At 73.0% G+C, this 22,654-nt stretch carries 19 protein-coding genes; 10 read left to right on the top strand and 9 right to left on the bottom strand.

Annotated elements, in window-relative coordinates; genetic code table 11:
• Nucleotides 1–34: 34 nt before the first annotated feature.
• Genes ACO06A_RS13835 through ACO06A_RS13845 form a run of 3 tightly spaced genes read right to left on the bottom strand, consistent with a single transcriptional unit; the run spans nt 35 to nt 3,166 of the window.
• A complete protein-coding gene (locus ACO06A_RS13835) occupies nt 35–859 on the bottom strand; it encodes a carbohydrate ABC transporter permease (protein WP_421732811.1) in 825 nt (274 codons plus the stop codon).
• The gene (locus ACO06A_RS13840) at nt 856–1,830 is read right to left on the bottom strand and encodes a carbohydrate ABC transporter permease (protein WP_421732812.1); all 975 of its coding nucleotides are present in this window, start codon (nt 1,828–1,830) and stop codon (nt 856–858) included. The genes ACO06A_RS13835 and ACO06A_RS13840 overlap by 4 nt, the downstream gene beginning before the upstream one ends.
• Nucleotides 1,831–1,837: 7 nt before the next feature.
• On the bottom strand, nt 1,838–3,166 hold the full coding sequence (locus ACO06A_RS13845; RefSeq protein ID WP_421732813.1) for an ABC transporter substrate-binding protein: 1,329 nt from the start codon (nt 3,164–3,166) through the stop codon (nt 1,838–1,840).
• Between the two features lie 205 nt (nt 3,167–3,371).
• Here ACO06A_RS13845 and ACO06A_RS13850 point away from each other — a divergent pair, with 205 nt between their 5' ends.
• Nucleotides 3,372–4,610: an ROK family protein gene (locus ACO06A_RS13850; RefSeq protein ID WP_421732814.1), complete on the top strand. Its 1,239-nt coding sequence runs from the start codon at nt 3,372–3,374 to the stop codon at nt 4,608–4,610.
• Here the strand turns inward: ACO06A_RS13850 and ACO06A_RS13855 are convergent, their stop codons facing one another.
• The 4 genes from ACO06A_RS13855 to ACO06A_RS13870 form a co-directional block, all read right to left on the bottom strand.
• A complete protein-coding gene (locus tag ACO06A_RS13855; protein ID WP_421732815.1) occupies nt 4,611–5,861 on the bottom strand; it encodes a maltokinase N-terminal cap-like domain-containing protein in 1,251 nt (416 codons plus the stop codon).
• The gene (gene treS / locus ACO06A_RS13860) at nt 5,858–7,534 is read right to left on the bottom strand and encodes a maltose alpha-D-glucosyltransferase (protein WP_421736068.1); all 1,677 of its coding nucleotides are present in this window, start codon (nt 7,532–7,534) and stop codon (nt 5,858–5,860) included. Before treS ends, ACO06A_RS13855 begins: the two co-directional genes overlap by 4 nt.
• A gap of 83 nt (nt 7,535–7,617) precedes the next feature.
• Nucleotides 7,618–9,639 (bottom strand): alpha-1,4-glucan--maltose-1-phosphate maltosyltransferase, encoded by a 2,022-nt coding sequence (locus ACO06A_RS13865; RefSeq protein ID WP_421732817.1) that lies wholly within the window; start codon nt 9,637–9,639, stop codon nt 7,618–7,620.
• A gap of 49 nt (nt 9,640–9,688) precedes the next feature.
• On the bottom strand, nt 9,689–11,335 hold the full coding sequence (locus ACO06A_RS13870) for an FAD-binding dehydrogenase (RefSeq protein WP_421732819.1): 1,647 nt from the start codon (nt 11,333–11,335) through the stop codon (nt 9,689–9,691).
• A 25-nt stretch (nt 11,336–11,360) separates the two neighbouring features.
• On the opposite strand from ACO06A_RS13870, the gene ACO06A_RS13875 reads away from it, so the two are divergent.
• Nucleotides 11,361–11,774 (top strand): GNAT family N-acetyltransferase, encoded by a 414-nt coding sequence (locus ACO06A_RS13875; RefSeq protein WP_421732820.1) that lies wholly within the window; start codon nt 11,361–11,363, stop codon nt 11,772–11,774.
• On the opposite strand, the gene glgX is transcribed toward ACO06A_RS13875, so the two are convergent.
• Nucleotides 11,765–13,957, bottom strand: a complete 2,193-nt coding sequence (glgX, locus tag ACO06A_RS13880) for a glycogen debranching protein GlgX (RefSeq protein WP_421732821.1) — start codon at nt 13,955–13,957, stop codon at nt 11,765–11,767. The genes ACO06A_RS13875 and glgX overlap by 10 nt on opposite strands.
• A gap of 97 nt (nt 13,958–14,054) precedes the next feature.
• On the opposite strand from glgX, the gene ACO06A_RS13885 reads away from it, so the two are divergent.
• From ACO06A_RS13885 to ACO06A_RS13900, 4 genes are all read left to right on the top strand, one after another.
• A complete protein-coding gene (locus ACO06A_RS13885) occupies nt 14,055–14,843 on the top strand; it encodes an electron transfer flavoprotein subunit beta/FixA family protein (RefSeq protein WP_421732822.1) in 789 nt (262 codons plus the stop codon).
• A gap of 32 nt (nt 14,844–14,875) precedes the next feature.
• The gene (locus ACO06A_RS13890) at nt 14,876–15,859 is read left to right on the top strand and encodes an electron transfer flavoprotein subunit alpha/FixB family protein (RefSeq protein WP_421732823.1); all 984 of its coding nucleotides are present in this window, start codon (nt 14,876–14,878) and stop codon (nt 15,857–15,859) included.
• Nucleotides 15,860–15,888: 29 nt separating this feature from the next.
• On the top strand, nt 15,889–17,370 hold the full coding sequence (locus ACO06A_RS13895) for a PQQ-binding-like beta-propeller repeat protein (protein ID WP_421732824.1): 1,482 nt from the start codon (nt 15,889–15,891) through the stop codon (nt 17,368–17,370).
• A gap of 103 nt (nt 17,371–17,473) precedes the next feature.
• Nucleotides 17,474–17,860, top strand: a complete 387-nt coding sequence (locus ACO06A_RS13900) for a PLD nuclease N-terminal domain-containing protein (RefSeq protein WP_421732825.1) — start codon at nt 17,474–17,476, stop codon at nt 17,858–17,860.
• Nucleotides 17,861–17,863: 3 nt separating this feature from the next.
• Here the strand turns inward: ACO06A_RS13900 and ACO06A_RS13905 are convergent, their stop codons facing one another.
• Nucleotides 17,864–18,856 (bottom strand): phosphotransferase family protein, encoded by a 993-nt coding sequence (locus tag ACO06A_RS13905; protein ID WP_421732826.1) that lies wholly within the window; start codon nt 18,854–18,856, stop codon nt 17,864–17,866.
• Nucleotides 18,857–18,952: 96 nt separating this feature from the next.
• Here ACO06A_RS13905 and ACO06A_RS13910 point away from each other — a divergent pair, with 96 nt between their 5' ends.
• From ACO06A_RS13910 to ACO06A_RS13925, 4 genes are read left to right on the top strand one after another with little or no spacing between them, the layout of a single operon-like run.
• Nucleotides 18,953–20,143, top strand: coding sequence for a cysteine desulfurase family protein (locus tag ACO06A_RS13910; protein ID WP_421732827.1), 1,191 nt, complete (start codon nt 18,953–18,955; stop codon nt 20,141–20,143).
• Nucleotides 20,143–21,255, top strand: a complete 1,113-nt coding sequence (gene mnmA, locus ACO06A_RS13915; RefSeq protein ID WP_421732828.1) for a tRNA 2-thiouridine(34) synthase MnmA — start codon at nt 20,143–20,145, stop codon at nt 21,253–21,255. The genes ACO06A_RS13910 and mnmA overlap by 1 nt, the downstream gene beginning before the upstream one ends.
• Nucleotides 21,252–22,283, top strand: coding sequence for a hypothetical protein (locus tag ACO06A_RS13920; RefSeq protein ID WP_421732829.1), 1,032 nt, complete (start codon nt 21,252–21,254; stop codon nt 22,281–22,283). Before mnmA ends, ACO06A_RS13920 begins: the two co-directional genes overlap by 4 nt.
• A gap of 2 nt (nt 22,284–22,285) precedes the next feature.
• Entirely contained in the window at nt 22,286–22,648 is a 363-nt protein-coding gene (locus ACO06A_RS13925; protein ID WP_421732830.1) for a hypothetical protein, read from the top strand.
• Nucleotides 22,649–22,654 lie beyond the last annotated feature (6 nt).

Genomic DNA, 22,654 nt, shown 5'->3' on the forward strand with positions numbered 1-22,654 from the left:
GCGACGGGGCGGCCGGGACCGGCCGCCCCGTCGGCTACTTCGTCGCGCCCGAGGTGAACCCGTTGTAGATGTACCGCTGGAGGAACAGGAAGAGCAGCAGGATCGGGATGATCGTGATGACCACGCACGCGCAGATGGCTTCCCACTGCGAGCCGTACGGCCCCTTGAACGCGAAGAGGGCTGTGGAGACCGGGAGCGTGTCCGGGTCGTTCAGGTAGAGGTACGGCAGGTAGAACTCGTTGTAGATGCCGATGCCCTTGATGATCACCACGGTGGCGATCGCCGGCTTGAGGTTGGGCAGGATGATCTGGAAGAAGATCCGCAGGTGGCCGGCGCCCTCGATCATCGCGGCCTCGTCCAGCGAGCGCGGGATGCTGCGCATGAACTGCACGAAGATGTAGATCGAGACGATGTCCGTCCCCATGAAGAGCAGGATCAGCGCCCAGCGCGACCCGTAGAGCCCCAGGCCGTTGATGATCTGGAACGTGGCCACCTGCGTGGTGACGCCGGGGACCAGGGTGGCCAGCAGGAACAGGACGAGGACCGTGCTGCGGCCCCGGAACCGGAACCGGTCGAGCGCGTACGCCGTCCCGGCGCCGATGAAGATGGTGCCGATGATGGCGGCGACGAAGATCAGCGCCGTGTTGAAGAACGCCAGCGCCATGCCGCCCCGCGTGAACGCGAGCGCGTAGTTGTCGAAGTTGAGCCAGTTCTCGGGCGGCTGGAACGGGTTGGTCGAGAGGAACTCCTGGTTCGTCTTGAACGACCCGAACAGGATCAGCCCGAGCGGCAGGAGCGTGGCGATCGAGGCGATGACGAGCGTGACGTACTTGGTCGTCCCGGCGGCGAAGGTCTTCACGTGAGGTCCACCTCCTCCTCGGGGACGAGCTTGCGCTGGAGCCAGGTGACCAGCAGGACGAACAGCAGCAGCACGACGGCCATCGCGGACGCGAGCCCGACCATGTTGCGCTGGAACGCCATCCACACGGTCCGGATGACGAACGTCTCCGTCCCGTTGGCGCCGTTGGTCATGACGAACGGGATCTCGAAGACCGACAGCGAGCCGGAGATGCCGAGGATGAAGGCCAGGCCGACGATGGGCCGGATCGACGGCAGGATGATCGACCAGAACTCGTGCCAGCGGTTGGCGCCGTCGAGGGCGGCCGCCTCGTAGATCTCCGAGTTGATGGACTGGATCGCGCCCAGGAACATCACGAACGTCAGACCCGTGTACCGCCAGACGGAGACGGCGGCGAGCGAGTAGTTGGCGACGTCCGGGTCACCCGTCCACTGGTGGACGAGGCTCTCGAGGCCGGTGTTCAGCAGCACCGTGTCGAGGCCGCCGCCCGGCTTGAGGAAGTTGAGGAAGATCAGGCCGATGGCGACGCCGTTGATGAGGTACGGGAAGAACAGGATGCCCTTCCACATGTTCTTGAAGCGGACCTTGAACGACAGGATCGTCGCGAAGTAGAGCGCGAGCGCCATCTGCACGAGCGAGCCCACGATGTAGAACAGCGAGACGTAGAAGACCCGCAGGTTGTCCGGGTCGGTGAAGACCTCCACGTAGTTGTCGAGGCCGATGAAGTTCTTGGTCTTGTCCAGCCCGTCCCAGTCGGTGACCGAGTACCAGAACATGTTGACCACGGGCGTGTAGGTCAGGAGCAGCAGCAGCCCGATCGGGACGAGCAGGAACAGGTAGGGCGTGAGCCGGCGGTACCACGCGGAGCGGGAGCCCGCCCCACCCGGAACCTTCCGGGTGGGGCGGGCCAGGTCAGGCTCCGCCGCGTTCGCGGCGACCTGGCCGGTGACGCTGGAGGATGCGGTGGTCATGGTGTCCTCAGGCGCCGGCGTCGGCGCGCCCCTCGGCCCACTTGGCGTTCAGGTCGTCGAAGATCTGCTCCTTGGTGCGGGCGCCGGAGCGGGCGTCGTCGATGATCCCGAGGCGGTACTTGGGGTCGGTGGTCACGATGCCCGACGCGGTGTCGATGTCCGCGAACAGCGACTCCTTGCCCTCGGGGGCGGGGTTCATCGTGATGAGCTCGACCTCGGCCATGAAGCTCTCGAGCGCGGCCGGGACGGCACCGTCGATCATCGGGGAGAGGCCGACCTGCGCCTCGGAGAAGCCCGAGTCGTGGTTGAACCAGTCGATCCACGCACGCGCGGTCGCCTTGTTCTTCGAGTTCACGTTGATGCCCAGGTTGTAGTCGCCGCCGGCCACGGTGTGGAACTTGCCGTCGACCTGCGCCGGGGTGGGCATGTAGGCGATGTCCTCCGGGTCCGCGCCCGCGGCCTCGGCGGCCGCAGCCATCTGCGGGATTGCCCAGGAGCCCAGCACCATCGTCGCGATCTCACCGACGCCGATCATGCGCTTGGAGCCCTCCCAGTCCGTGGTGGTCGGGTCGGCCTCCGTGAGGCCCTGCGCGACGGCGTCGTAGATCGTGCCGTCGATGACGCCCGAGTCCGACTCGTCGGTCCACGGCGTGTCCGTCTGCGTCATCTCGTTGACGTAGTCCGGGTTCGCCGTGACGGCCCCGCGCCAGCCCTCCCACTGCGAGAGTGCCCAGGAGTCCTTGTAGTTGGTGTACAGCGGGGCGACCGCAGTGCCCTTGTCCTTGATGGCCTGGAGGTCGTCGAGGAACTCCTGCGGGGTGGTCGGGAACTCGGTGATCCCGGCCTCCTCCCACACGCGCTTGTTGTAGAGGACGCCCTGGACGTTGCCGACGACGGGGATGCCGTAGGACTTGCCCTCGAACGACTTGTCGTTGAGCCAGCGGTACTCCTTCTCCATCTCGGCCTGGTCGCCGAGCGGCTCGAAGAAGTCGGGCAGCTGGTCCGGCGTGACCGAACCGGGGATGGCCAGGACGTCGCCGTAGTCGTCGGTGTTCATCCGGGTCTTGACGGTGCCCTCGTAGTCCTTGACGCCCTCGACCTTGACGTCGGTGACCTCCGGGAACTTGGCCTTGAACTGCTCGACGTACTCGTCGAACGTGCCGTCCTCGACGAGGTCGGTACGCCACGTCAGCACGGTGAGCGCCCCCGAGGGGGTGCCGTCGTCGTTGCCCTCGTCGTCGCCGCTCCCGCCGCCGGAACAGGCGGCCGTGAGGGCAAGGATCGAGCTGGCGGCCGCCATCGCCATGAGGCGTGTGCGTCGCTTCTGAGGGAACATCGTTGATCCTCTCGTCGTGCCGGCACCTCCGCGTGCCGACCGGGGTCTGATGAGGCAGAGCGGCCCGGGGGTCGAGCCGCTGTGCTCCGTGTGGCATTCTTAGGCAAGTGAACAAAGTAAGTCAACGGGCGTGTCGTGGGCACGGTCGTCCGTTCCCGGATCGTTATGGTGTGCGACGAGGGGGACACCCCACGGAGGAGGACGGGTGAGCGGCTCCCAGCCGGGTCTCGGCGCCGCGCACGCGAGCAGCCGGTCGGCGATCCTCGACCTCATCCGGGCCGCCGGCACGATCAGCCGCGTGGAGCTCACGCGCGCGACCGGCCTCACCGCCGCCACCATCTCCACCGTCGTCCGGCGGCTGATCGACGACGGCCTCGTGCTGGAGGTCGGCCGCGCCGAGTCCACCGGCGGCAAGCCCCGCATGCTCCTCCAGCTGGACCCGTCGGCGCGGTACGCGATCGGGGTGCACCTGGACCACGCCGGCATCACCTACGTCATCGCCAACCTCGGCGGCGCGATCGTCGCCCGCTGGCGCCGGCCGGGTGCAGGTTCGGACGACCCGCGCGAGGTGGTCGCCCGCATCGCCGCGGAGATCCGCACCACGGTGACGCGCGTGGGCGTCGACCCGGCGCGCATCCTCGGGCTGGGCGTCGTCTCGCCCGGTCCCATCTCCGCGTCGACCGGCATGACCCTCACCCCGCCCGTGATGCAGCGCTGGACCGAGTTCCCGCTGGGCGCCGCGCTCGAGGAGGCCGTCGGCCTGCCCGTGCTGCTGGACAACGACGCCACCGCCGCGGCGATCGGCGAGTACTGGTCGGGCGGCATCTCGACCGGGTCGGCGTTCGCCGCGCTCTACATGGGCACCGGGATCGGCGCGGGGATCCTCGTCGACGGCACGGTGTACCGCGGCTCCAGCTCGAACGCCGGGGAGGTCGGGCACATCTGCGTCGACCTCGACGGTCCCGAGTGCTGGTGCGGCAACCGCGGGTGCGTCGAGGCGCTGGCCGGGCCCGCCGCCGTGGTCGCTGCGGCGCGGGACGCGGGGATCGAGCTGGCGGGCCGGAACGTCGCGGAGAACTTCGGCTCGCTCGCGCGCGCCGCCAGCCGCGGTGAGGCGCTGCCGATGGAGCTGCTCCAGCGGTCGGCGCGGTACCTCGGGGTCGCCGCGCAGACCCTGGCCAACGTGCTCGACCTCGAGCTGGTCATCCTCACCGGGCCGGCGTTCGCGCTCGCGGGCTCGCTCTACCTGCCCGAGATCGAGCGTCGGCTGGGCCAGTCGTTCTTCGCCCGCGGCAGCCACCCCGTGCGGGTGATCATCTCCTCCAACGCCCCCGAGGCCGCCGCGGTCGGCGCGGCGGCGCTGGTGCTCCAGAGCGAGCTGGCGCCGCGGCAGGCGGGCGTGCGGATGCCGCTGGAGCTCCCGCTCGAGGTCACCGCGGGCTGATCAGCCGGTCAGGCGCTCCAGCCCCGCGAGGGGGATGGGCAGCCACGACGGGCGGTTGCGGGACTCGTACACCGCTTCGTAGAGCGTCTTGTCGAGCTCCAGCGACCGCAGGAGCGTCTGGTCCCCGCCCCCGTACCCGCGCAGCAGGCCGGCGCGGGCGTCGGCCGTCCACGCCGTTGCGTCGGCGCCTGTGAGCCCGCCGACGGCCGCGGCGTAGTCGATCGACCGCAGCAGCCCGGCGACGTCCCGCAGGGCCAGGTCCGGCCGGGTGCGCTGGGCGAGCGGGGCGAGGGGCTCGCCCTCGAAGTCCATGATGAACCAGGTGTCGTGCGACCGGAGCACCTGCCCGAGGTGCAGGTCACCGTGCACGCGCTGGCGCGGCGGTGCCGACGCCAGCGCCCGGACCTCGGCGACGACGGCCGCGACCCCGTCGGCGAACCGCGCCAGCACCGGGACCGCGGACAGCGCCCAGGAGAAGCGGGCCGCGACCGCGCGGGCGACCTCCTCGGGGCCGTCGTCGGACGGGGCGACCCCGTACGCCTCGACCAGGGCGACGTGCATGGTGGCGGTGATCGCGCCCAGCTCGGCGGCCAGCGGTGCGAACGTCTCGGCGCGGCCCGCGTACGCGCAGGCCAGCTCGAAGCCGTCCTCGGCGGCGTCGACGAACGCGGCGAGCACCCCGAGGTAGCCGGTCACCGGGTCGCCGTCGTGACCCGGCCACTCCGCCCGCAGCCACGCCAGCGGCGCCGGCACGTTCGCCCAGCCGACGTCCACCAGGTGCCGGGGCACGTCGACGTCGGGGTTCTCGCCCGGGGCGATGGCGCGCAGCACCTTGAGGATGCCCGGCCGGGCGCCCGGCAGGATCACCGAGGTGTTGGACTGCTCGCCGGAGACGACCCGGGCCGCGGACACGTCGACCTCGGCGCCCGGACCGTCCGCGGCCGCGAGCCACGCGCGCAGGAACGCCGGGTGGTGGGCGCCGTCCAGCACCGTCCGCCCGTCGAGGGTGCCGAGGGCCTCGGGGGAAGGCTCGTCGGTGAGGACCAGCGGCACCTGGAGGACGACGTCGATGGAGCCCGCGCGGGCACGGACCAGCAGGATCGTGACGTCCGGCGCGAGCGCGAACGACGCGACTGGCGACAGCTCCGCGGCCTGACCCTTGGCGGGGAACCAGCGGCGCCTGGGCAGCCAGTCCCGCAGCACGTCGAGCAGGCGTGCGTCGTCGGGGGAGGTGCGGGCGCTCAGGCTCACGGGGCGGTCAGCTCCAGCCAGTAGAAGTCGCGCGACCCGAGCGTGAAGGAGGCGGTGCCGTCGGGCCGGATCGAGGCGAACGGAGCCCCGCCGAAGACGTCGTGCACGGACCAGCCCGCGCGGTCCTTCAGGGTCACCGTGGCCGCACGGGCGGTCGACGCCAGGTTGGCCACCACCAGGATCGTCTCGTCGGCGGTCCGCCGGCAGAACGCCAGCACGGAGTCGTTGTCGCAGGCCAGCACCTCGAAGTCGCCGGCGCCCAGGGCCGGGTGCTGGCGCCGGACGGTGAGCATGCCGTGCACCCAGTGCAGCAGCGAGGTGGGCTGCGCCAGCTGGGCCTCGACGTTGGTGTGGCTGAAGTGGTGCACCAGCGACTGGACGAGCGGCAGGTAGAGCTTGCCGGGGTCCGCCGTGGAGAAGCCGGCGTTGCGGTCGGGAGTCCACTGCATGGGCGTGCGCACCGAGTCGCGGTCGGGCAGCCAGATGTTGTCGCCCATGCCGATCTCGTCGCCGTAGTACAGGCACGGGCTGCCGGGCAGGGACAGGAGCAGCGCGTGCGCTAGCTCGATCTCCTTGCGGGAGTTGTCCAGCAGCGGGGCCAGCCGGCGCCGGATCCCGACGTTCGCGCGCATCCGGGAGTCCGGCGCGTACCAGCCGTACATCGACGCGCGCTCCTCGGTGGAGACCATCTCGAGGGTGAGCTCGTCGTGGTTGCGCAGGAAGGTGCTCCACTGGGCGCCGTTGTTCGGGATCGGAGGCGTGTCGGCCAGGATGTCGATGATCTGCGTCGCCCGCTGGTCGCGGATCGAGTAGTAGATCCGGGGCATCACCGGGAAGTGGAAGCACATGTGGCACTCCGGCTCCTCCTCGGTGCCGAAGTAGTGCACGACGTCCTCGGGCCACTGGTTGGCCTCGGCGAGCATGATCCGACCCGGGAACTCCTCGTCGATCATCGCCCGGACCTTGCGCAGGAACGCGTGCGTCTCCGGGAGGTTCTCGCAGTTGGTGCCCTCGGCCTCGAACAGGTACGGCACCGCGTCCAGCCGGAAGCCGTCCACACCGATGCCCAGCCAGTACCGGCCGACGTCCATCATCGCCTCGACCACCCGAGGGTTCTCGAAGTTCAGGTCCGGCTGGTGGCCGAAGAACCGGTGCCAGAAGAACTGCCGCCGCACGGGGTCGAACGTCCAGTTGGACGTCTCCGTGTCGACGAAGATGATGCGCGCGTCCGGGTACTTGGTGTTGTCGTCGCTCCACACGTAGAAGTCGCCGTACGGCCCGTCGGGGTCGGAGCGGGAGGCCTGGAACCACGGGTGCTGGTCGCTGGTGTGGTTCATCACCAGGTCGACGACGATGCGCATGCCGCGGGCGTGCACCTGCTCGATGAGCTCGGTGAAGTCCGCCATGGTCCCGTACTGGCCGGCGATCGCGGTGTAGTCGGCCACGTCGTAGCCGCCGTCGCGCAACGGGCTCGGGTAGAACGGCGGCAGCCAGAGGCAGTCGATGCCGAGCCACTGGAGATAGTCCAGCCGGTCGATGAGCCCGCGCAGGTCGCCGCTGCCCTGACCCGACGAGTCGGAGAACGTGCGGAGCATGACCTCGTAGAACACCGCGGTCCGGTACCACTCGCGGTCCTCCGTGAGGCCGCCCGTGACCTCGACGGGGTGCGGCATCGCGGGCTGGCGACGGGCGGGCAGTGCGATCTGGGCGGTGGTGGGCGCGGGCTCGCGGGCGTGCCGGCCCGCGGGGGTCTCGGTCACGGCGCCACCAGGTTCACCACGTGGGCCGCCCGGATCATCGGGTCGAGCCGGATGAACACCGACGAGCCCCACTCGTACGCCTCGTCGGAGAGCACGTCGTGCGCGACCACGGGCCGGTTCGGGTCGAGCCCGTACGCGTGCAGGTCGAGCTGCACCGTGCCCTCCCGGGCGTTCCACGGGTCGAGGTTGACGATGACGACGATCGTGTCCGCCCGGCCGGTCGGCGAGTGCTCGGCGTCGAGGTGCTTGGAGAAGGCGACGAGGGCGTCGTCGGACGTCGGGAGCACCCGCAGGTTCCGCAGCTGCTGCAGGGCGGGGTGGGTGTGCCGCAGCTCGTTCAGGCGGCCCAGGAGCAGGTTGATGCCGATGGCGTCGGCCTTCGACCAGTCACGCGGCTTGAACTCGTACTTCTCGTTGTCGATCTGCTCGTCGACCCCGGGCCGCGGCACGTCCTCCACCAGCTCGTAGCCGGCGTAGATGCCCCACGTCGGCGCGCCCAGGGCGGCCAGCACGGCCCGGACGGCGAACCCGCGCACGCCCGTGGCCTGGAGGTACGGCGGCAGGATGTCGTGCGTAGTCGGCCAGAAGCTGGGCCGCATCCACGCGCCCTGCTCGCCCGAGACCTCCGCCAGGTACTCGGTGATCTCGTCCTTCGTGTTCCGCCAGGTGAAGTACGTGTACGACTGGTGGAACCCGATCTTGGCGAGCGTCTGCATCATGGCCGGCCGCGTGAACGCCTCGGACAGGAAGATGACCTCGGGGTGGTCGGCCCGCACGGACTGGAGGATCCGCGCCCAGAAGTCGAGCGGCTTGGTGTGCGGGTTGTCGACGCGGAACAGCGTGACGCCGTGGTCGATCCAGACCTGGAGGACCCGGCGGATCTCGGTGTAGATGCCCTCGGGGTCGTTGTCGAAGTTCAGGGGGTAGATGTCCTGGTACTTCTTCGGGGGGTTCTCCGCGTACGCGATCGTGCCGTCGGCGCGCGTGGTGAACCACTCCGGGTGCGCGGTCACCCACGGGTGGTCGGGGGAGCACTGGAGCGCGATGTCCAGCGCCACCTCCATCCCGAGGCCGCGGGCGGTGGCGACGAAGTCGTCGAAGTCGTCGAAGGTGCCGAGCGAGGGCTCGATGGCGTCGTGCCCGCCGGCGGGGGAGCCGATGGCGTACGGCGAGCCCGGGTCGCCCAGGTCGGCGAACAGCGAGTTGTTGGGGCCCTTGCGGTACGTCGCGCCGATCGGGTGCACGGGCGTCAGGTAGACCACGTCGAAGCCCATCCCGGCGATGCGCGGCAGGTCGAGGGCGGCGGTGCGCAGGGTCCCGGAGTGCCACTGGCCGATCTCCGGGTCGTATTGGGCGCCCTGCGAGCGGGGGAAGAGCTCGTACCAGGACCCGGCGAGGGCGAGCGGGCGGTCGACCGTCAGCGGGTACGCGGCCGACCGGGTGACGGAGTCCCGCAGCGGGTGGGCGGCCAGGGCCGCGTGCACCTGCGCCGACAGCCCGGCCGAGAGGCGCTCGCGCGGGGCGTCGCGGACGTCGCGCAGCCCCATCACCGCGTCGGTGAGCGCGCGGGCCGCCGCGCGGGGCATCGCGTCCGCCCCGGTGCGGGCCGCGGCGCGCTCGAGCAGCAGCGCGCCCTCGGCGAGCATCAGCTCGACGTCCACCCCGGCCTCGACCTTGATCGTCGCGTCGTGCACCCAGGTGCCGTACGGGTCCGACCAGCCCTCGACGCGGAACGTCCAGTCGCCGGTGCTCGTCGGGACGAGGCGGGCCTCGAACCGGTCCAGGCCGGGCGCGATGTCGACCATCCGCGCGCTCGCGCGGTCGACTCCGGTGGGATCGGTGAGCACCGCCGTGGCGCCCACGGCGTCGTGCCCCTCGCGGAACACGGTCGCCCGCACCGGGACTGCTTCACCGACGACGGCCTTGGCCGGGAACCGTCCGGCTTCCGCCACAGGAGAGACATCGACGACGGGGATGCGGCCGACGGAGGTGCCCAAGGGCACGGGGCTGATCGTCACACTGCCGAACCTATCCGTTGGTCCTGGTAGCAGGCATCCGGAGCGCCGGTCAGGCGCCGAGCGCCCTGCCCACCGTGCGACCCGTGAACAGGCAGCCGCCGAGGAAGGTCCCCTCCAGCGCGCGGTGCCCGTGCACGCCACCGCCGCCGAACCCCGCGGCCTCGCCGGCCGCCCACAGCCCCGGCAGAACCTCGCCGTCGGGGCGCAGGACGCGGCCCTCGAGGTCGGTGTGCAGGCCGCCGAGGGTCTTGCGGGTGAGCACCGAGAGCCGCACGGCGAGCAGCGGTCCGTGCTGCGGGTCGAGCAGCCGGTGCGGCTTGGCCACCCGGATGACCTTGTCGACGACGTACCGCCGGGCCATCGCGGTGGCCACCACCTGGGCGTCCTTGCCCAGGCCGGTCTCCACCTGCCGGTCCCGGGCGACGATCGTCCGCTCCAGGGCGGCGGCGTCGATCCGGTCGGTACCGGACAGTGCGTTCATCTTGGCCGCCAGCTCGGCGGGCGTGTCCGCCCAGAGGAACTCGTCGGAGTTCTCCGCGAACGCCTCGACCGGCCCGACCGCGCCCGGCCTGACGCGCTCCAGCAGCAGCCTGACGTCCTTGCCGGTCAGGTCCGGGTTCTGCTCCGAGCCGGAGAGCGCGAACTCCGAGCCGAGGATCGTCTTGTCCAGCACGAACCACGAGTGGTCGTCGCCGCGCTCGGTGACGTGCTGCAGCGCGCCGAGCGAGTCGAAGCCGGGGAACAGCGGTGCGGGCAGCCGGTGCCCGTCGGCGTCGAGCCACAGGCTGCTCGGTCCGGCGAGGATCCGGATGCCGTGCCGCGACCACACCGGCGAGTGGTTGGTGATGCCCTCGGGGTAGTGCCACATGCGGTCCTCGTGCACGACGGCCGCACCGGACGCCTTGGCGGCGGCGATGCCGGAGCCGTCCACGTGGTCCGGAACCCCGGCGAGCATCCGCGCGGGCAGCCGGCCGGCCGACGCCGGCCACGTCGAGCGGACCAGGTCGTGGTTGGCGCCGATTCCCCCGGTGGCGACGACGACCGCGCTCGCGGAGATCTCGAACGGTGTCGCGACCTCGCGGGAGCTGGGCACGGCGCGCGCCACGGTGTCCGCCACGAGCACGTCGCCCCGCACGCCGGTGACCCGACCGTCCGTCGTCACCAGGTCGGTCACCCTGTGCCGGAACCGCACGTCCACCAGGCCGTCGCGGCGGGCGTCGAGCAGCGCGCGGACGAACGGCTCGAGGATGCCCGGACCGGTGCCCCACGTGACGTGGAACCGCGGGACCGAGTTGCCGTGGCCGTCGGCCAGGTACCCGCCGCGCTCGGTCCACTGCACCAGCGGGAACCAGCGCACGCCCATGCCGTGCAGCCACGACCGCAGGTCACCGGCGGCGAAGTCGACGAAGCCCTCGGCCCACGCGCGGCCCCACCGGTCGGAGCCGTCGTCCGCGAAGGCCGCCGAGCCGAGCCAGTCGGCGAGCGCCAGGTCCGCGGAGTCCTTGACGCCGAGGCGGCGCTGCTCGGGGGTGTCGACGAGGAACAGGCCCCCGAACGACCAGAACGCCTGGCCGCCCAGGCTCGCGGCAGGTTCCGCGTCCAGCAGGGTGACCCGGCGACCGGCGGCGACCAGCTCGGCGGTGGCGACGAGCCCGGCCAGGCCCGCGCCGACGACCACGACATCGGAGTGCGTCATGGTGGGCAACTCTACGATCCGTCCCGTGACCTATGTGCTGAGCGACGACGTCGACCGCGTGGACCGGGAGGCGGTCTGGCGCCTGCTGTCCACCGAGGCCTACTGGGGCCGGTGGCGCAGCCGCGACGACGTGGAGCGCCAGGTCGACGGTGCGTGGCGGGTGGTCGGCGCGTACGTCGAGTCCACCGGCGAGCTCGTCGGGTTCGCCCGCGCGGTGTCCGACGCCGTCGCGTTCGCCTACCTCGCGGACGTCATCGTCGACCCCGCGCACCGGGGAGCCGGGCTCGGCCGCCGGATCGTCGAGACCATGATCGACGAGGGTCCCGGTGCGGACTTCCGCTGGACCCTGTTCACCGGCGACGCACACGGCCTGTACCGGCGGTACGGCTTCACCGCGCCGGACGAGACCGCGATGGTCCGCCCGGGCCGTCAGGGCTGAACGAGCACGTACACCCGCAGGCTGAGCGCCTCGACGACCGTGGCCTCGCCGGGCTCCGCGTGCAGGCTGCCCTCGATGGCCGCCGCACGCTCCTCCGCGGGGTTCTCCCAGACCGAGTCCCACGCCAGGCGCCAGCGGCCGCCGTGGTCGTCGGCCAGGATCAGGTGCACGGCGTCGAGCGACCCGTTGATCACCAGCAGCACGGTGTCCCGCTCGGGCAGCGGCGCGGTGCGCACCATCTGGAGCGTGCGGATGGAGGGGTCGTGCCAGCGGTCGTGGTCGAACGGCAGGCCGAACGAGTCGAACCACGCGAGGTCGGGGCGGCGTCCCGGCACCGCCGGGCGACCCGAGTAGAACTCCTCGGTGCGCAGGGCCGGGTGCTCGCGGCGCAGCAGGAGCAGCCAGCGCGCGGTGGCCAGCATGTCCTTGCGCCACGGGCTCAGGTCCCAGTGCACCCAGGAGATCTCGGTGTCCTGGCAGTAGGCGTTGTTGTTGCCCTGCTGCGAGCGGCCCATCTCGTCGCCGGCGGTGATCATCGGCGTGCCCGCCGCGAGCACGAGCGTGGCGAACAGGTTGCGGATCGAGCGCCGCCGCAGGGGCACGATGTCGACCGCGGGAGAGTCCGGCCCCACGTGGCCCTCGATGCCGTGGTTCCAGGAGCGGTTGTCGTCGCTGCCGTCCCGGTTCTGCTCGCCGTTGGCCGCGTTGTGCTTGTGGTCGTAGGCCACCAGGTCGGCGAGCGTGAAGCCGTCGTGGGCGGTGATGTAGTTGACCGACGCGCCGGGCCCCCGCACCAGCGGGGGGTCGCTGTGGCCGAACAGGTCCACGGACCCCGACAGGCGGGTGGCCAGGTCGCGGACGCGGTGCCCGGGCAGACCGTGCGCGGCGCGGCCGGGGTCGGCCAGCCAGAACGACCGGGCGGCGTTGCGGAAGCGGTCGTTCCACTCCGCGAACGGGAGGGGGAACTGACCCGTGCGCCACCCGCCGGGTCCGACGTCCCAGGGCTCCGCGATCAGCTTGAGCCCGTGCAGGGACGGCTCGGTGGCCATCGCGACGAGCGCGGCGTGGTCGGGCGAGAAGCCGGACGGGTCGCGGCCGAGCGTCACGGCCAGGTCGAACCTGAACCCGTCCACGCCGACGACGTCCGCCCAGTACCGCAGCGAGTCCATCGTCATGCGGACCACCTCGGACCGGCGGAAGTCGAGGGAGTTCCCCGTGCCGGTGACGTCCGCGAGCGCGGCGGGCGCCCCGCCGTCGTGCGCGTAGTACGTGGCGTTGTCGAGACCGCGCCACGACAGGTGCTGGCCGGGCAGGCCGCCCTCGCAGGTGTGGTTGTAGACGACGTCGAGCAGCACCTCCAGACCCGCCTCGTGCAGCGCGTGCACCGCGCCGCGCAGCTCGGCGAGCACGGCCGCCGGGCCGGCAGCCTGCGCGGCGGCCGTCGCGAAGGCCGGGTGCGGGGCGAAGAAGCCGAGCGTGCTGTAGCCCCAGTAGTTGGTCAGGCCCTTCTCGATCAGGTGCGGCTCGGAGGAGAACGCGTGCACCGGGAGCAGCTCGATCGCGGTGACCCCGAGGCCGAGCAGGTGGTCGACGACCGCCGGGTGCGCCAGGCCCGCGTAGGTGCCGCGCAGCTCCTCGGGCATCCGGTCGTCCAGCAGGGTCAGCCCGCGGACGTGGGCCTCGTAGACCACGGTGTGCGACCACGGGGTCCACGGGCGGTTGGTCGTCGGGTCCGGGCCTGGCAGGTCACGCGTGTCGACGACCACCGAGTACGGCACGTGGCCGACCGAGTCGCGGGGGTCCGCCGGGCCGTACGGGTCGCCCGCCAGGTCGGGGCCGACGACGTGGCCGTACGTCTGCGGCGTGTGCGCGACCTCGCCCAAGAGCCCGCGGGCGTAGGGGTCGACCAGCAGCTTGGCCGGGTTGTAGCGCAGCCCCGCGGCGGGCTCCCACGGTCCGTGCGCGCGGAACCCGTACCGCTGACCGGCGCGGACGCCGGGGACCGAGGCGCTGAACACGCCGTGCACCGGACCGTCGAGGGGGACGCGTCGCTCCGCCGGACCGTCGAAGAGGCAGAGCTCGACGCCCGTGGCGTGAGCCGCGTAGACGGCGACGTCGATGCCCTCGTCGGTGGCGTGCACACCGAGGCGGGGCGCTCGGCGGCGCGGGGAGGGCGGGGTCACCCGGACATTGTGCGGGACACAACCCCACACGTGTCGGGTGTCTTCGCCCCTGGACGCGGTGTCCGTGGTCACGTGGGCGGACGGTAACGTTCCGCGGGTGAGGATCGTCGTCTGCGTGAAGCATGTCCCTGACATCCAGTCCGAGCGGGCCCTGGGCCCCGACGGTCGCGTGGTCCGCGACGGCGGGGACGGCACGATCAACGAGCTGGACGAGAACGCCGTCGAGGCGGCGCTCGCCCTGGTAGAGGCGTCGGACGGTTCGGTGGTGGCGCTGACCGTGGGTCCGGCCGACGCCGCCGACGCGGTCCGCCGCGGCCTCCAGCTGGGTGCCGACGAGGCGGTCCACGTGGTCGACGACGCGATCGCCGGCTCGGACGTCATCGGCACCGCCCGCGTGCTCGCCGCTGCGATCCGGCACCTGGACGCCCAGGAGCACGTCGACCTGGTGATCACCGGCATGGCCGGCCTGGACGGGCTGACCTCCCTGCTGCCGACGGCGCTCGCCGAGCTGCTCGACCTGCCCGCCCTCCCGCTCGCCGCGGAGCTGACCGTCGACGAGGGCACCGTCCGCGTCCGGCGCAACCTCGACCACGCGTCCGAGGTGCTCGAGGCCACCCTCCCGGCGCTCGTGTCCGTGACGGACCAGGCCAACGAGCCGCGCTACCCCAACTTCAAGGGCATCATGGCGGCCCGCAAGAAGCCGATCACCACCCTGACGCTGGCGGACCTGGAGGTCGACGCGTCCCGCGTCGGCGCCCTGGGTGCCCGCACCGAGGTGCTCGAGGCCGCCGCTCGCCCGCCCCGCGACAACCGCGTGCTGGTCCAGGACACGGGCGACGCCGGGGTCCGGCTCGCGGCGTACCTCGTCGACAACCAGCTCGTCTGACCAGGCTCGAAGAAGAACAGAGGACCGCCGCTGTGACCGCACCCGTGCTCGTGCTCGTCGACCACACCGAGGCCGGGGCCGTCCGCGCCCCCGTGCGCGAGCTGCTCACGCTCGCGCGCGGACTGGCCGGCGACGCCGGCGTGCACGCCGCCTGGGCCGTCGACGGCGCGGAGCCGTCCGCCGAGGTGGTCGCCGAGCTCGGCGCACTCGGGGCGACGCACGTGCACCGGGTGGTCGCCGACGCGGACCTGCACCTGTCGGCGGTGCTGGCCGAAGCGCTCGCGTCGCTGCTCGACGCGACCGGCGCCGGGCTTCTTCTGCTCGTCTCGTCGTTCGAGAACAAGGAGGCAGCCGCGCGCCTCGCCGTGAGCACCGGGGCGGGCGTCGTCACCGACGCGGACGGCCTCGCGCTCGTCGACGGCCGGTACGTGGCCTCCAAGACGGTCTTCGCCGGCACCTGGACCACGACGTGCGCGGTCACGGCGCCGCTGGCCATCGTCGCCCTGAAGCCCAACTCCGTGCAGCCGTCGCAGGCCGAGGGCGCCTCGTCGCCGCAGATCGGCGAGCACGCGGTCGCCGTGAGCGACAAGGCGCGGCGCGTGACGCTGGTCGAGCGCACCGAGCGCCCCGCGAGCGGGCGGCCGGACCTCGGCAGCGCGAGCATCGTGGTGGCCGGCGGCCGCGGCACCGAGGGCGACTTCTCGGTGGTCGAGGAGCTGGCCGACGTGCTCGGCGGCGCGGTCGGCGCCACGCGCGTGGCCACGGACGAGGGCTGGATCGGGCACGACGCGCAGATCGGCCAGACCGGCGTGACCATCGCGCCCCGCGTGTACATCGGGGTCGGCGTCTCCGGCGCCGTGCACCACCGCGGCGGCATGCAGGCGTCCGGCACCATCGTCGCCATCAACTCCGACCCCGACGCGCCGATCTTCGAGATCGCGGACTTCGGCGTCGTCGGCGACCTGTTCACGGTCGTTCCGCAGGCCGCCGCGGAGATCCGCCGCCTCAAGGGCTGATCAGCCCTGGGCGTGGGTACGGTGCCCTCATGTCCCGGCGCGCGCAGATGCTGGCGGTCGAGCTCGTCGAGCACGACGGGCTCGAGGACGTGCCGTCGACACCCCCGGCCGTCCGGTGGCGGCCGTCGTGGCGGTGGGTCGCCGTGCCCGTCGCCCTCGTGCTGGCGCTGGCCGGGGCGCAGGCCGTCACCGACGCGCGCGAGCGGGCGCGTCTCGCGGAGCTGGCCGCCGTGCCCGGCGTCGTCCGACCCGTGGACCGGGACCTGCGCGTGCTGTGGATCCCGCAGGACGGGACCGACTCGGTGCTGTGGTCGGGGATCGAGGCGGCCGGTGCGATGGTCGGTCTCGCACACGCCCCCGACGGGTCGCAGGCGGTCGTCGCGGTCGACCCACTGACCGGCGACCGGCGGTGGACCACGCCGGTGGCCCCCGCGACGCCGGTCGACCCGGCGGGTGGCGGCGGGAGCGGGGTCGGTGGCTGCGTCGCGGTCCCGGAGGTGCCCCGTCGTGTGCTCTGCCTGGTCAGCGACACGTACCTGGAGTACGGCGAGCTGTCCGTCCGGACGGTCGTCGGCACGCTCAGCCGGCTCGTCCTGGTCGACACCGGCGACGGGGCGGTGCTGGGCGACCACCCCGCGCCGGGTGCCGTGGCCTTCACGGCCCTCCCCGGCCTGGCCGTCGTGGGGGTCCCCGCGGGGGACGGCGGGCTCGTGGTGACCGCGTCCGACCCGATCGCCGGCGAGCAGGCGTGGCGGACGACCCTGCCCGCTCCACCCCGGGATGCGGACGACGACCTGTACGTCGACGGGAGGACCTCGCTGTTCGGCATGGCCGAGGGGATGGGCGTGGTCCAGTCCCCGGGCCGGATGACCCTGCTGGACCCCGCCGGGGTCGTGGTTCGCTCGGGCATCGACGCCCGCTCCGGGTTCGAGGTCGACGCGGCCACCCGCAGCGTCGCGGCTCTGTCGTTCGCGCCCGACGGCCTCCAGCGCACCACGTTCCTGAGCGGCGGCCCGGACGTCATGCTGACGGGCAACCGGGTGACGCTGTCCGCCGACGACGGCAGCGTGCCGGGGCTGGTCCTCATGTCCGACACGACGGTGCGCGCGTACGACCGCGGCCGGTCCACCCCGCGTTGGTCGATCTCGCACGCGGTCGCCGGTAACGCGCTCGTCGTGCGCGGGCGGGTGTACCTGAGCACGGACGTCGGCCTGGTCGCGGTCGACGCGCGCACGGGGGAGGAGCTCTGGCGGGCGTCGACCCCCGCCGGCCGGACGATGGGCGCGCTCGTCACCGACGGGCGGCACCTGCTCAGCGCGCAGGAGCGCCCCGACTCCACGGGGGAGGTGAGCCAGGACGACTGGCCGGGTGTCGGCGAGCTCGTCGCGTACCGGTTCGCCGACGGCGGCGAGGACTGGCGCGTCGACCTGCCCGGCGACCTGCTGGGCGTGTGGTCCACCGGCTCCACGCTGGTCGGCTGGGGGCCCGCGGGCTCCGCTGTGATCGGCTGATCGGGTGACTGCTGCGAAGCGCCGGACAGGGGGCCGTGCGCTCCGCTAGCGTCTCGGTCGGTCCTGGCCGTGGTGCGCCGGGAGGGGCGCCCGAGGAGAGACCGTGATCCGCTACCTGCCGTACCTGATCGAGATCGCTCTGCTGGTCTTCTGCCTCATCGACTGCATCCAGACCGACGTCCCGCGCAACCTCTCCAAGACGACGTGGGTGTTCGTCATCATCCTGGTGCCGATCGCGGGCGGGGTCGCGTGGCTGGTGGCGGGGCGCCCCGAGCACCGGCCCGCGCGGAACGTGGCGTGGCCGTCGACGCAGACCGCGGGCTTCCCCGAGTACGAGCGGCCGCGCCGGTCCTCTCCCGACGACGACCCGGCGTTCCTGGCGGGCATGCGCGCGTCCGACGACGAGCACGAGAAGATGCTCAAGGACTGGGAGGCGCAGCTGCGCGACCGGGAGGCCAGGCTCAAGGGCGACCCGCCGCCGAGCGCCTGACGCTCAGGACAGCTCGCGCAGCCACCGGACCGTGGCCACGCCCTGCGCGGCCTGGAACCGCCGCAGGTTCGGGATGCCCAGGGGCGCGGGCTGCCTCGAGCTCCACGCGAAGTAGCCCGACAGTCCGGCCAGCCCCGCCCGCAGGTCGTCGTCGTGCACCCCGTCGGAGATCGCGTGGTTGCGGAAGTTGGTGGCCGGGTCGCCGCCGCCCTGGAGCGCGACGCTGGGCAGCATGAACGCCAGGTCCAGCCACGGTGCGCCGACGCTCGCGTGCGGCCAGTCGATGAGCCACACCCGGTGCTGGTGGTCGGGGTCGATCATCACGTTGTCGGCCCGCAGGTCGCCGTGCACGAGCGCGTCACCCGCGCACACCCGCAGCGAGTCCTGCTCCCAGCGGATCAGCTGCTCGACGTTGTCCAGCGCCCACCGCCCGATGTCGCCCGCCAGCTCGGCGTAGCCGGTCTGCGTCTCGAGGTCGAGCGCGTGCAGCTTGCGCCAGCCCGTGAAGTCGTCGGCCAGCTGGTCGTCCGTGCGCGGCAGCGAGTGGCCCGGGAGCGGCTCGGCGTCTGCGAGCGCTCCCAGCGCGTCCGCGACGGCCTGGAGGTCGACGGGCTTCCACGGCAGCTCGGGGGAGCGGCCGTGCACCACCTCGAAGCCGAGGATGACCCAGTCGTCGTCGTCGGACGACCACAGCAGCCGCGGCGCCGGCACCTGCGGCGGCAGGGCGTGGGACACGCGGATCTCGTTGCGGGCGAGGTCCGGGGAGACGGGGTTCTGCTCGGCCGAGACGGCCTTGACGAACACGCCGCGCCCGTCGGCGAGCTCCAGCACCGCGGCGAACCCGGGGCTGAACCCGCTCGTCGCGCTGATCTCCGCGGTCACCTGGGAGCCGGCGAGCTCGGCGATCCGAGCCCGGACGTGACGAGGCAGATCACGCCAGTCCAGCCGCTGGCCACTGAAGGCGAGCGGGAGGGCAATGACGTCGTCGGCACTCACGCGGCACATCCTGCCAGGTCGCGCGCGCCACCTACCGGGTGATCCCACCAGGTGTGCGGTCGGGGCCTGGGCGGTTCCGTTCGTAGACTGGAGCCGATGAGCGTGTATCTCGACCATGCGGCGACCACGCCCATGATCCCGGAGGCCGCGCGGGTGCTCGCCGAGCAGCTCGCGCGCACCGGCAACCCCTCCTCCCTGCACGCGTCGGGGCGCGCCGCCCGCCGCGTGGTCGAGGAGTCCCGCGAGCGACTCGCCGCCGCGCTCGGCGCCCGCCCCAGCGAGGTCGTGTGGACGTCCGGCGGCACGGAGGCGGACAACCTCGCCGTGAAGGGTCTGTTCTGGGCGCGACGGACCCAGGACCCGGGCCGCCGCCGCCTGCTCGTGTCCGCGGTGGAGCACCACGCCGTCCTGGACCCGGCGTTCTGGATGGCCGAGCACGCCGGCGCGGAGCTGGTCCTGCTGCCGGTCGACGCCGACGGGGTGCTCGACGTCGACGCGCTGCGCGAGGAGCTCGAGAGCAACGGGGACCAGGCCGCGCTGATCTCGGTGATGTGGGCGAACAACGAGGTGGGTGCGCTCCAGCCCCTCGACGACGTGGTCTCGCTGGCCCGCCGGCACGGGGTTCCGGTGCACGCCGACGCGGTGCAGGCCGTCGGCCAGGTGCCGGTCGACTTCGGGGCCTCCGGGCTGGACGCGATGACGGTCACCGGCCACAAGGTCGGCGGTCCGGGTGGCGCCGGTGCGCTGCTCGCCCGCCGGGGACTCGACCTCACGCCCGTGCTGCACGGGGGCGGGCAGGAGCGCGGGGTGCGGTCCGGCACGCTCGACGCGGCGCTGCTGGCGTCGTTCGGGCTCGCGGTGGAGCACGCCGTCGGGGACCGGGCGGCGTTCGCGGCACGGGTGGGAGCGCTCCGCGACACGCTCGTCGCCGGGGTCGAGGCGCTGGTGCCGGACGCGGTGCTCCGCGGGCCGCGGGACACCGCCCGGCGGCTGCCCGCGAACGCGCACTTCACCTTCCCCGGCTGCGAGGGCGACTCGCTGCTCTACCTGCTGGACTCCGCGGGCATCGAGGCGTCGACCGGCTCCGCCTGCCAGGCGGGCGTGCCGCGGCCCAGCCACGTGCTGCTGGCGATGGGGGTCGACGAGCTCGCCGGGCGCGGTGCGCTGCGGTTCAGCCTCGGGCACACCTCGACCGACAGCGACGTCGACGCGCTGCTCGCCGCGCTGCCCGGCGTCGTCGACCGCGCCCGCGCGGCCGGGCTCGCGACCGTCGGGGTGGGCTCCTGATGCGCGTCCTCGCGGCACTCTCCGGCGGGGTGGACTCCGCCGTCGCCGCGGCGCGCGCGGTGGACGCCGGCCACGACGTCGTCGGTGTGCACATGGCCCTGTCCCGCACCCGCGACCAGTTCCGCACGGGCTCGCGGGGGTGCTGCTCGATCGAGGACGCCGGCGACGCCCGCCGGGCCGCGGACGTGCTGGGCATCCCGTACTACGTGTGGGACCTGTCGGAGCGGTTCGAGGAGACGGTGGTCGCGGACTTCGTCGCCGAGTACGAGGCCGGCCGCACCCCCAACCCGTGCGTCCGCTGCAACGAGCACATCAAGTTCGCCACGTTGCTGGACAAGGCCGTGGCCCTCGGGTTCGACGCCGTCTGCACCGGCCACTACGCCCGCATCGAGACCCGTGCCGACGGCACCCGGGAGCTGCACCGTGCCCGTGACCTGGCCAAGGACCAGTCGTACGTGCTCGCGGTGATGGGCCCGGAGCGGCTGGCGCGCTCGATGTTCCCGCTCGGCGACGTCGAGTCGAAGGAGCAGACGCGCGCCGAGGCGGCCGCGCGCGGGCTGTCGGTCTCGGCCAAGCCGGACTCGTACGACATCTGCTTCGTCGCCGACGGAGACACCCAGGGCTTCCTGCGCCAGCGGCTCGGGTCGCAGCCGGGCGAGATCGTCGACGCCTCCGGCACCGTGCTGGGCGCGCACGACGGCGCGTACGCGTACACCGTGGGTCAGCGCCGGGGGCTGTCGATCGGGCGGCCCGCCGCCGACGGGAAGCCCCGGTACGTGCTGGCGGTCGAGCCGGTGAACAACCGGGTCGTGGTGGGGTCCGCCGACGATCTCGCGGTGCGTTCGGTGGAGGCGGACCGCGCGGTGTGGTTCGACGGGACCGACGAGTCCTTCGACTGCTCGGTGCAGGTCCGTGCGCACGGCGCCGCGGTGCCCGCGCGAGCCACCCGCCGGGACGGCGCCGTCGAGATCGCGCTCGACCACACGGGTGCGCTGCGCGGTGTCGCGCCGGGCCAGTCGGCCGTGCTGTACGACGGCACCCGCGTGCTGGGCCAGGCCACCGTGACCGCCGCCCTCCGCTCGCTGGGCGCTACCTCGGGTCTCGTCAGGTGAGCGGGGGACGACCGGGCGTCACAGGCACGGGGCCGTGGCCGGGTCTGGACGCGCTCGAGGCGCAGACGGTCGTCGTCGGCGACCTCGTCGACACCCCGTCCGAGGTGGCCGGTCTGCCGTTCACCGTGCTGCTGGCCGAGCGTGGGCCGTGGGGTGACCGGGTGGGCCGCGCCGCTGCGCTGCTCGCCGAGCTGCCCACCGAGCTGGGTCCGCACGGCTGGAAGCTCGCCGACCGGCCCAGCCGTGACGTCGCCCGGGCGCAGGCGTACCTGCGCGAGGACGTCGACGCGCTCGCGGTCGCCTGCCACGGCTGGACCGGTCCGCTGGTCGTGCCGGTCCTCGGGCCGATGACCCTCGCCGCCAACCTCTACCTGGCGCGCGGTGACCGCGTGGTGTCCGACCCCGGCGCCGTCCGGGAGCTCGCCGCCTCGCTGGCCGCCGGGATCGACGAGCACCTGGCCGCGATCCGCCGCTCCGTGCCCGGCATCGAGCCCACCGTGCTCCTCCAGGAGCCCCTGCTGGCCCAGGTCATGGCAGGCGTGCTGCCGTCGTTCTCGGGCTACTCCGCGCTCCGCTCGGTGCCCGGGCCGGTCGCTGCCGAGCGCATCTCTGCGGTCGCCGCGGGGGTCCGATCGATCGACGGCGTCCGCGTGATCGTGCACGGCGGCAGCGCGTGGACCTCGCTCGGCGCCATCCGGGCCGCCGAGGTCGACGGGTTCGCGCTCGCGGTGTCCGCGCTCGACGAGCGCAGCTGGGAGAGGGTCGCCGAGGCGGTCGAGGGCGGGCTGGCGTTCTGGCCCGAGCTGCCCCCGCAGGCGTCCGCGCAGTGCGCCGGCCCGGACGTGACCGGTCAGGCCGATACGCTCACCCGGCCGTGGCGGTCCGTGGGGCTGGCGATGGCGGGGCTGCGCGACGTCGTGCTGCTGGCCGGCGACATCACCGGCCGGGGCAGCCCGGACGAGGCGCGGGCGGTGCTGGCCGGACTGGCGCGGGCCGCACGGATCGTGGCCGAACGAGCGGAGGACTGAGCGTGGCTGCTGCACAGCCGAGCGTGGGGCGCGCCCTCGCGCTCCTGGTGGCGTCGGGGGCGGCGATCGTCGGCATGGTCCTGCTCGTCATCTGCTACACGGGCATCGGGGTGACCAGCCTGACGTCCTCGGTCGAGGACATGGACCCGTGCGTCGAGGTGTACTCCGCCGGGACCGACTCGGCGACCGTGCGGTACACCGTCGTCCCGCCGCAGGCGATCTGCACGTGGGACGTCGCCGGGGAGCCGACCGAGGTCGTCGTGGCGTCCGCGTCTCCCGTGCTGTTCGGCATAGGGGCTGTCCTCGCGGTCGGTGGCGTGCTGGCCAGCGTCGGGCTGCTGGTCGCGCCGCGCCTGCGCAGGTAGCTCGCC

It is taken from the genome of Cellulomonas sp. (genome assembly GCF_965229465.1).
Classification (GTDB): Bacteria; Actinomycetota; Actinomycetes; order Actinomycetales; family Cellulomonadaceae; genus Cellulomonas.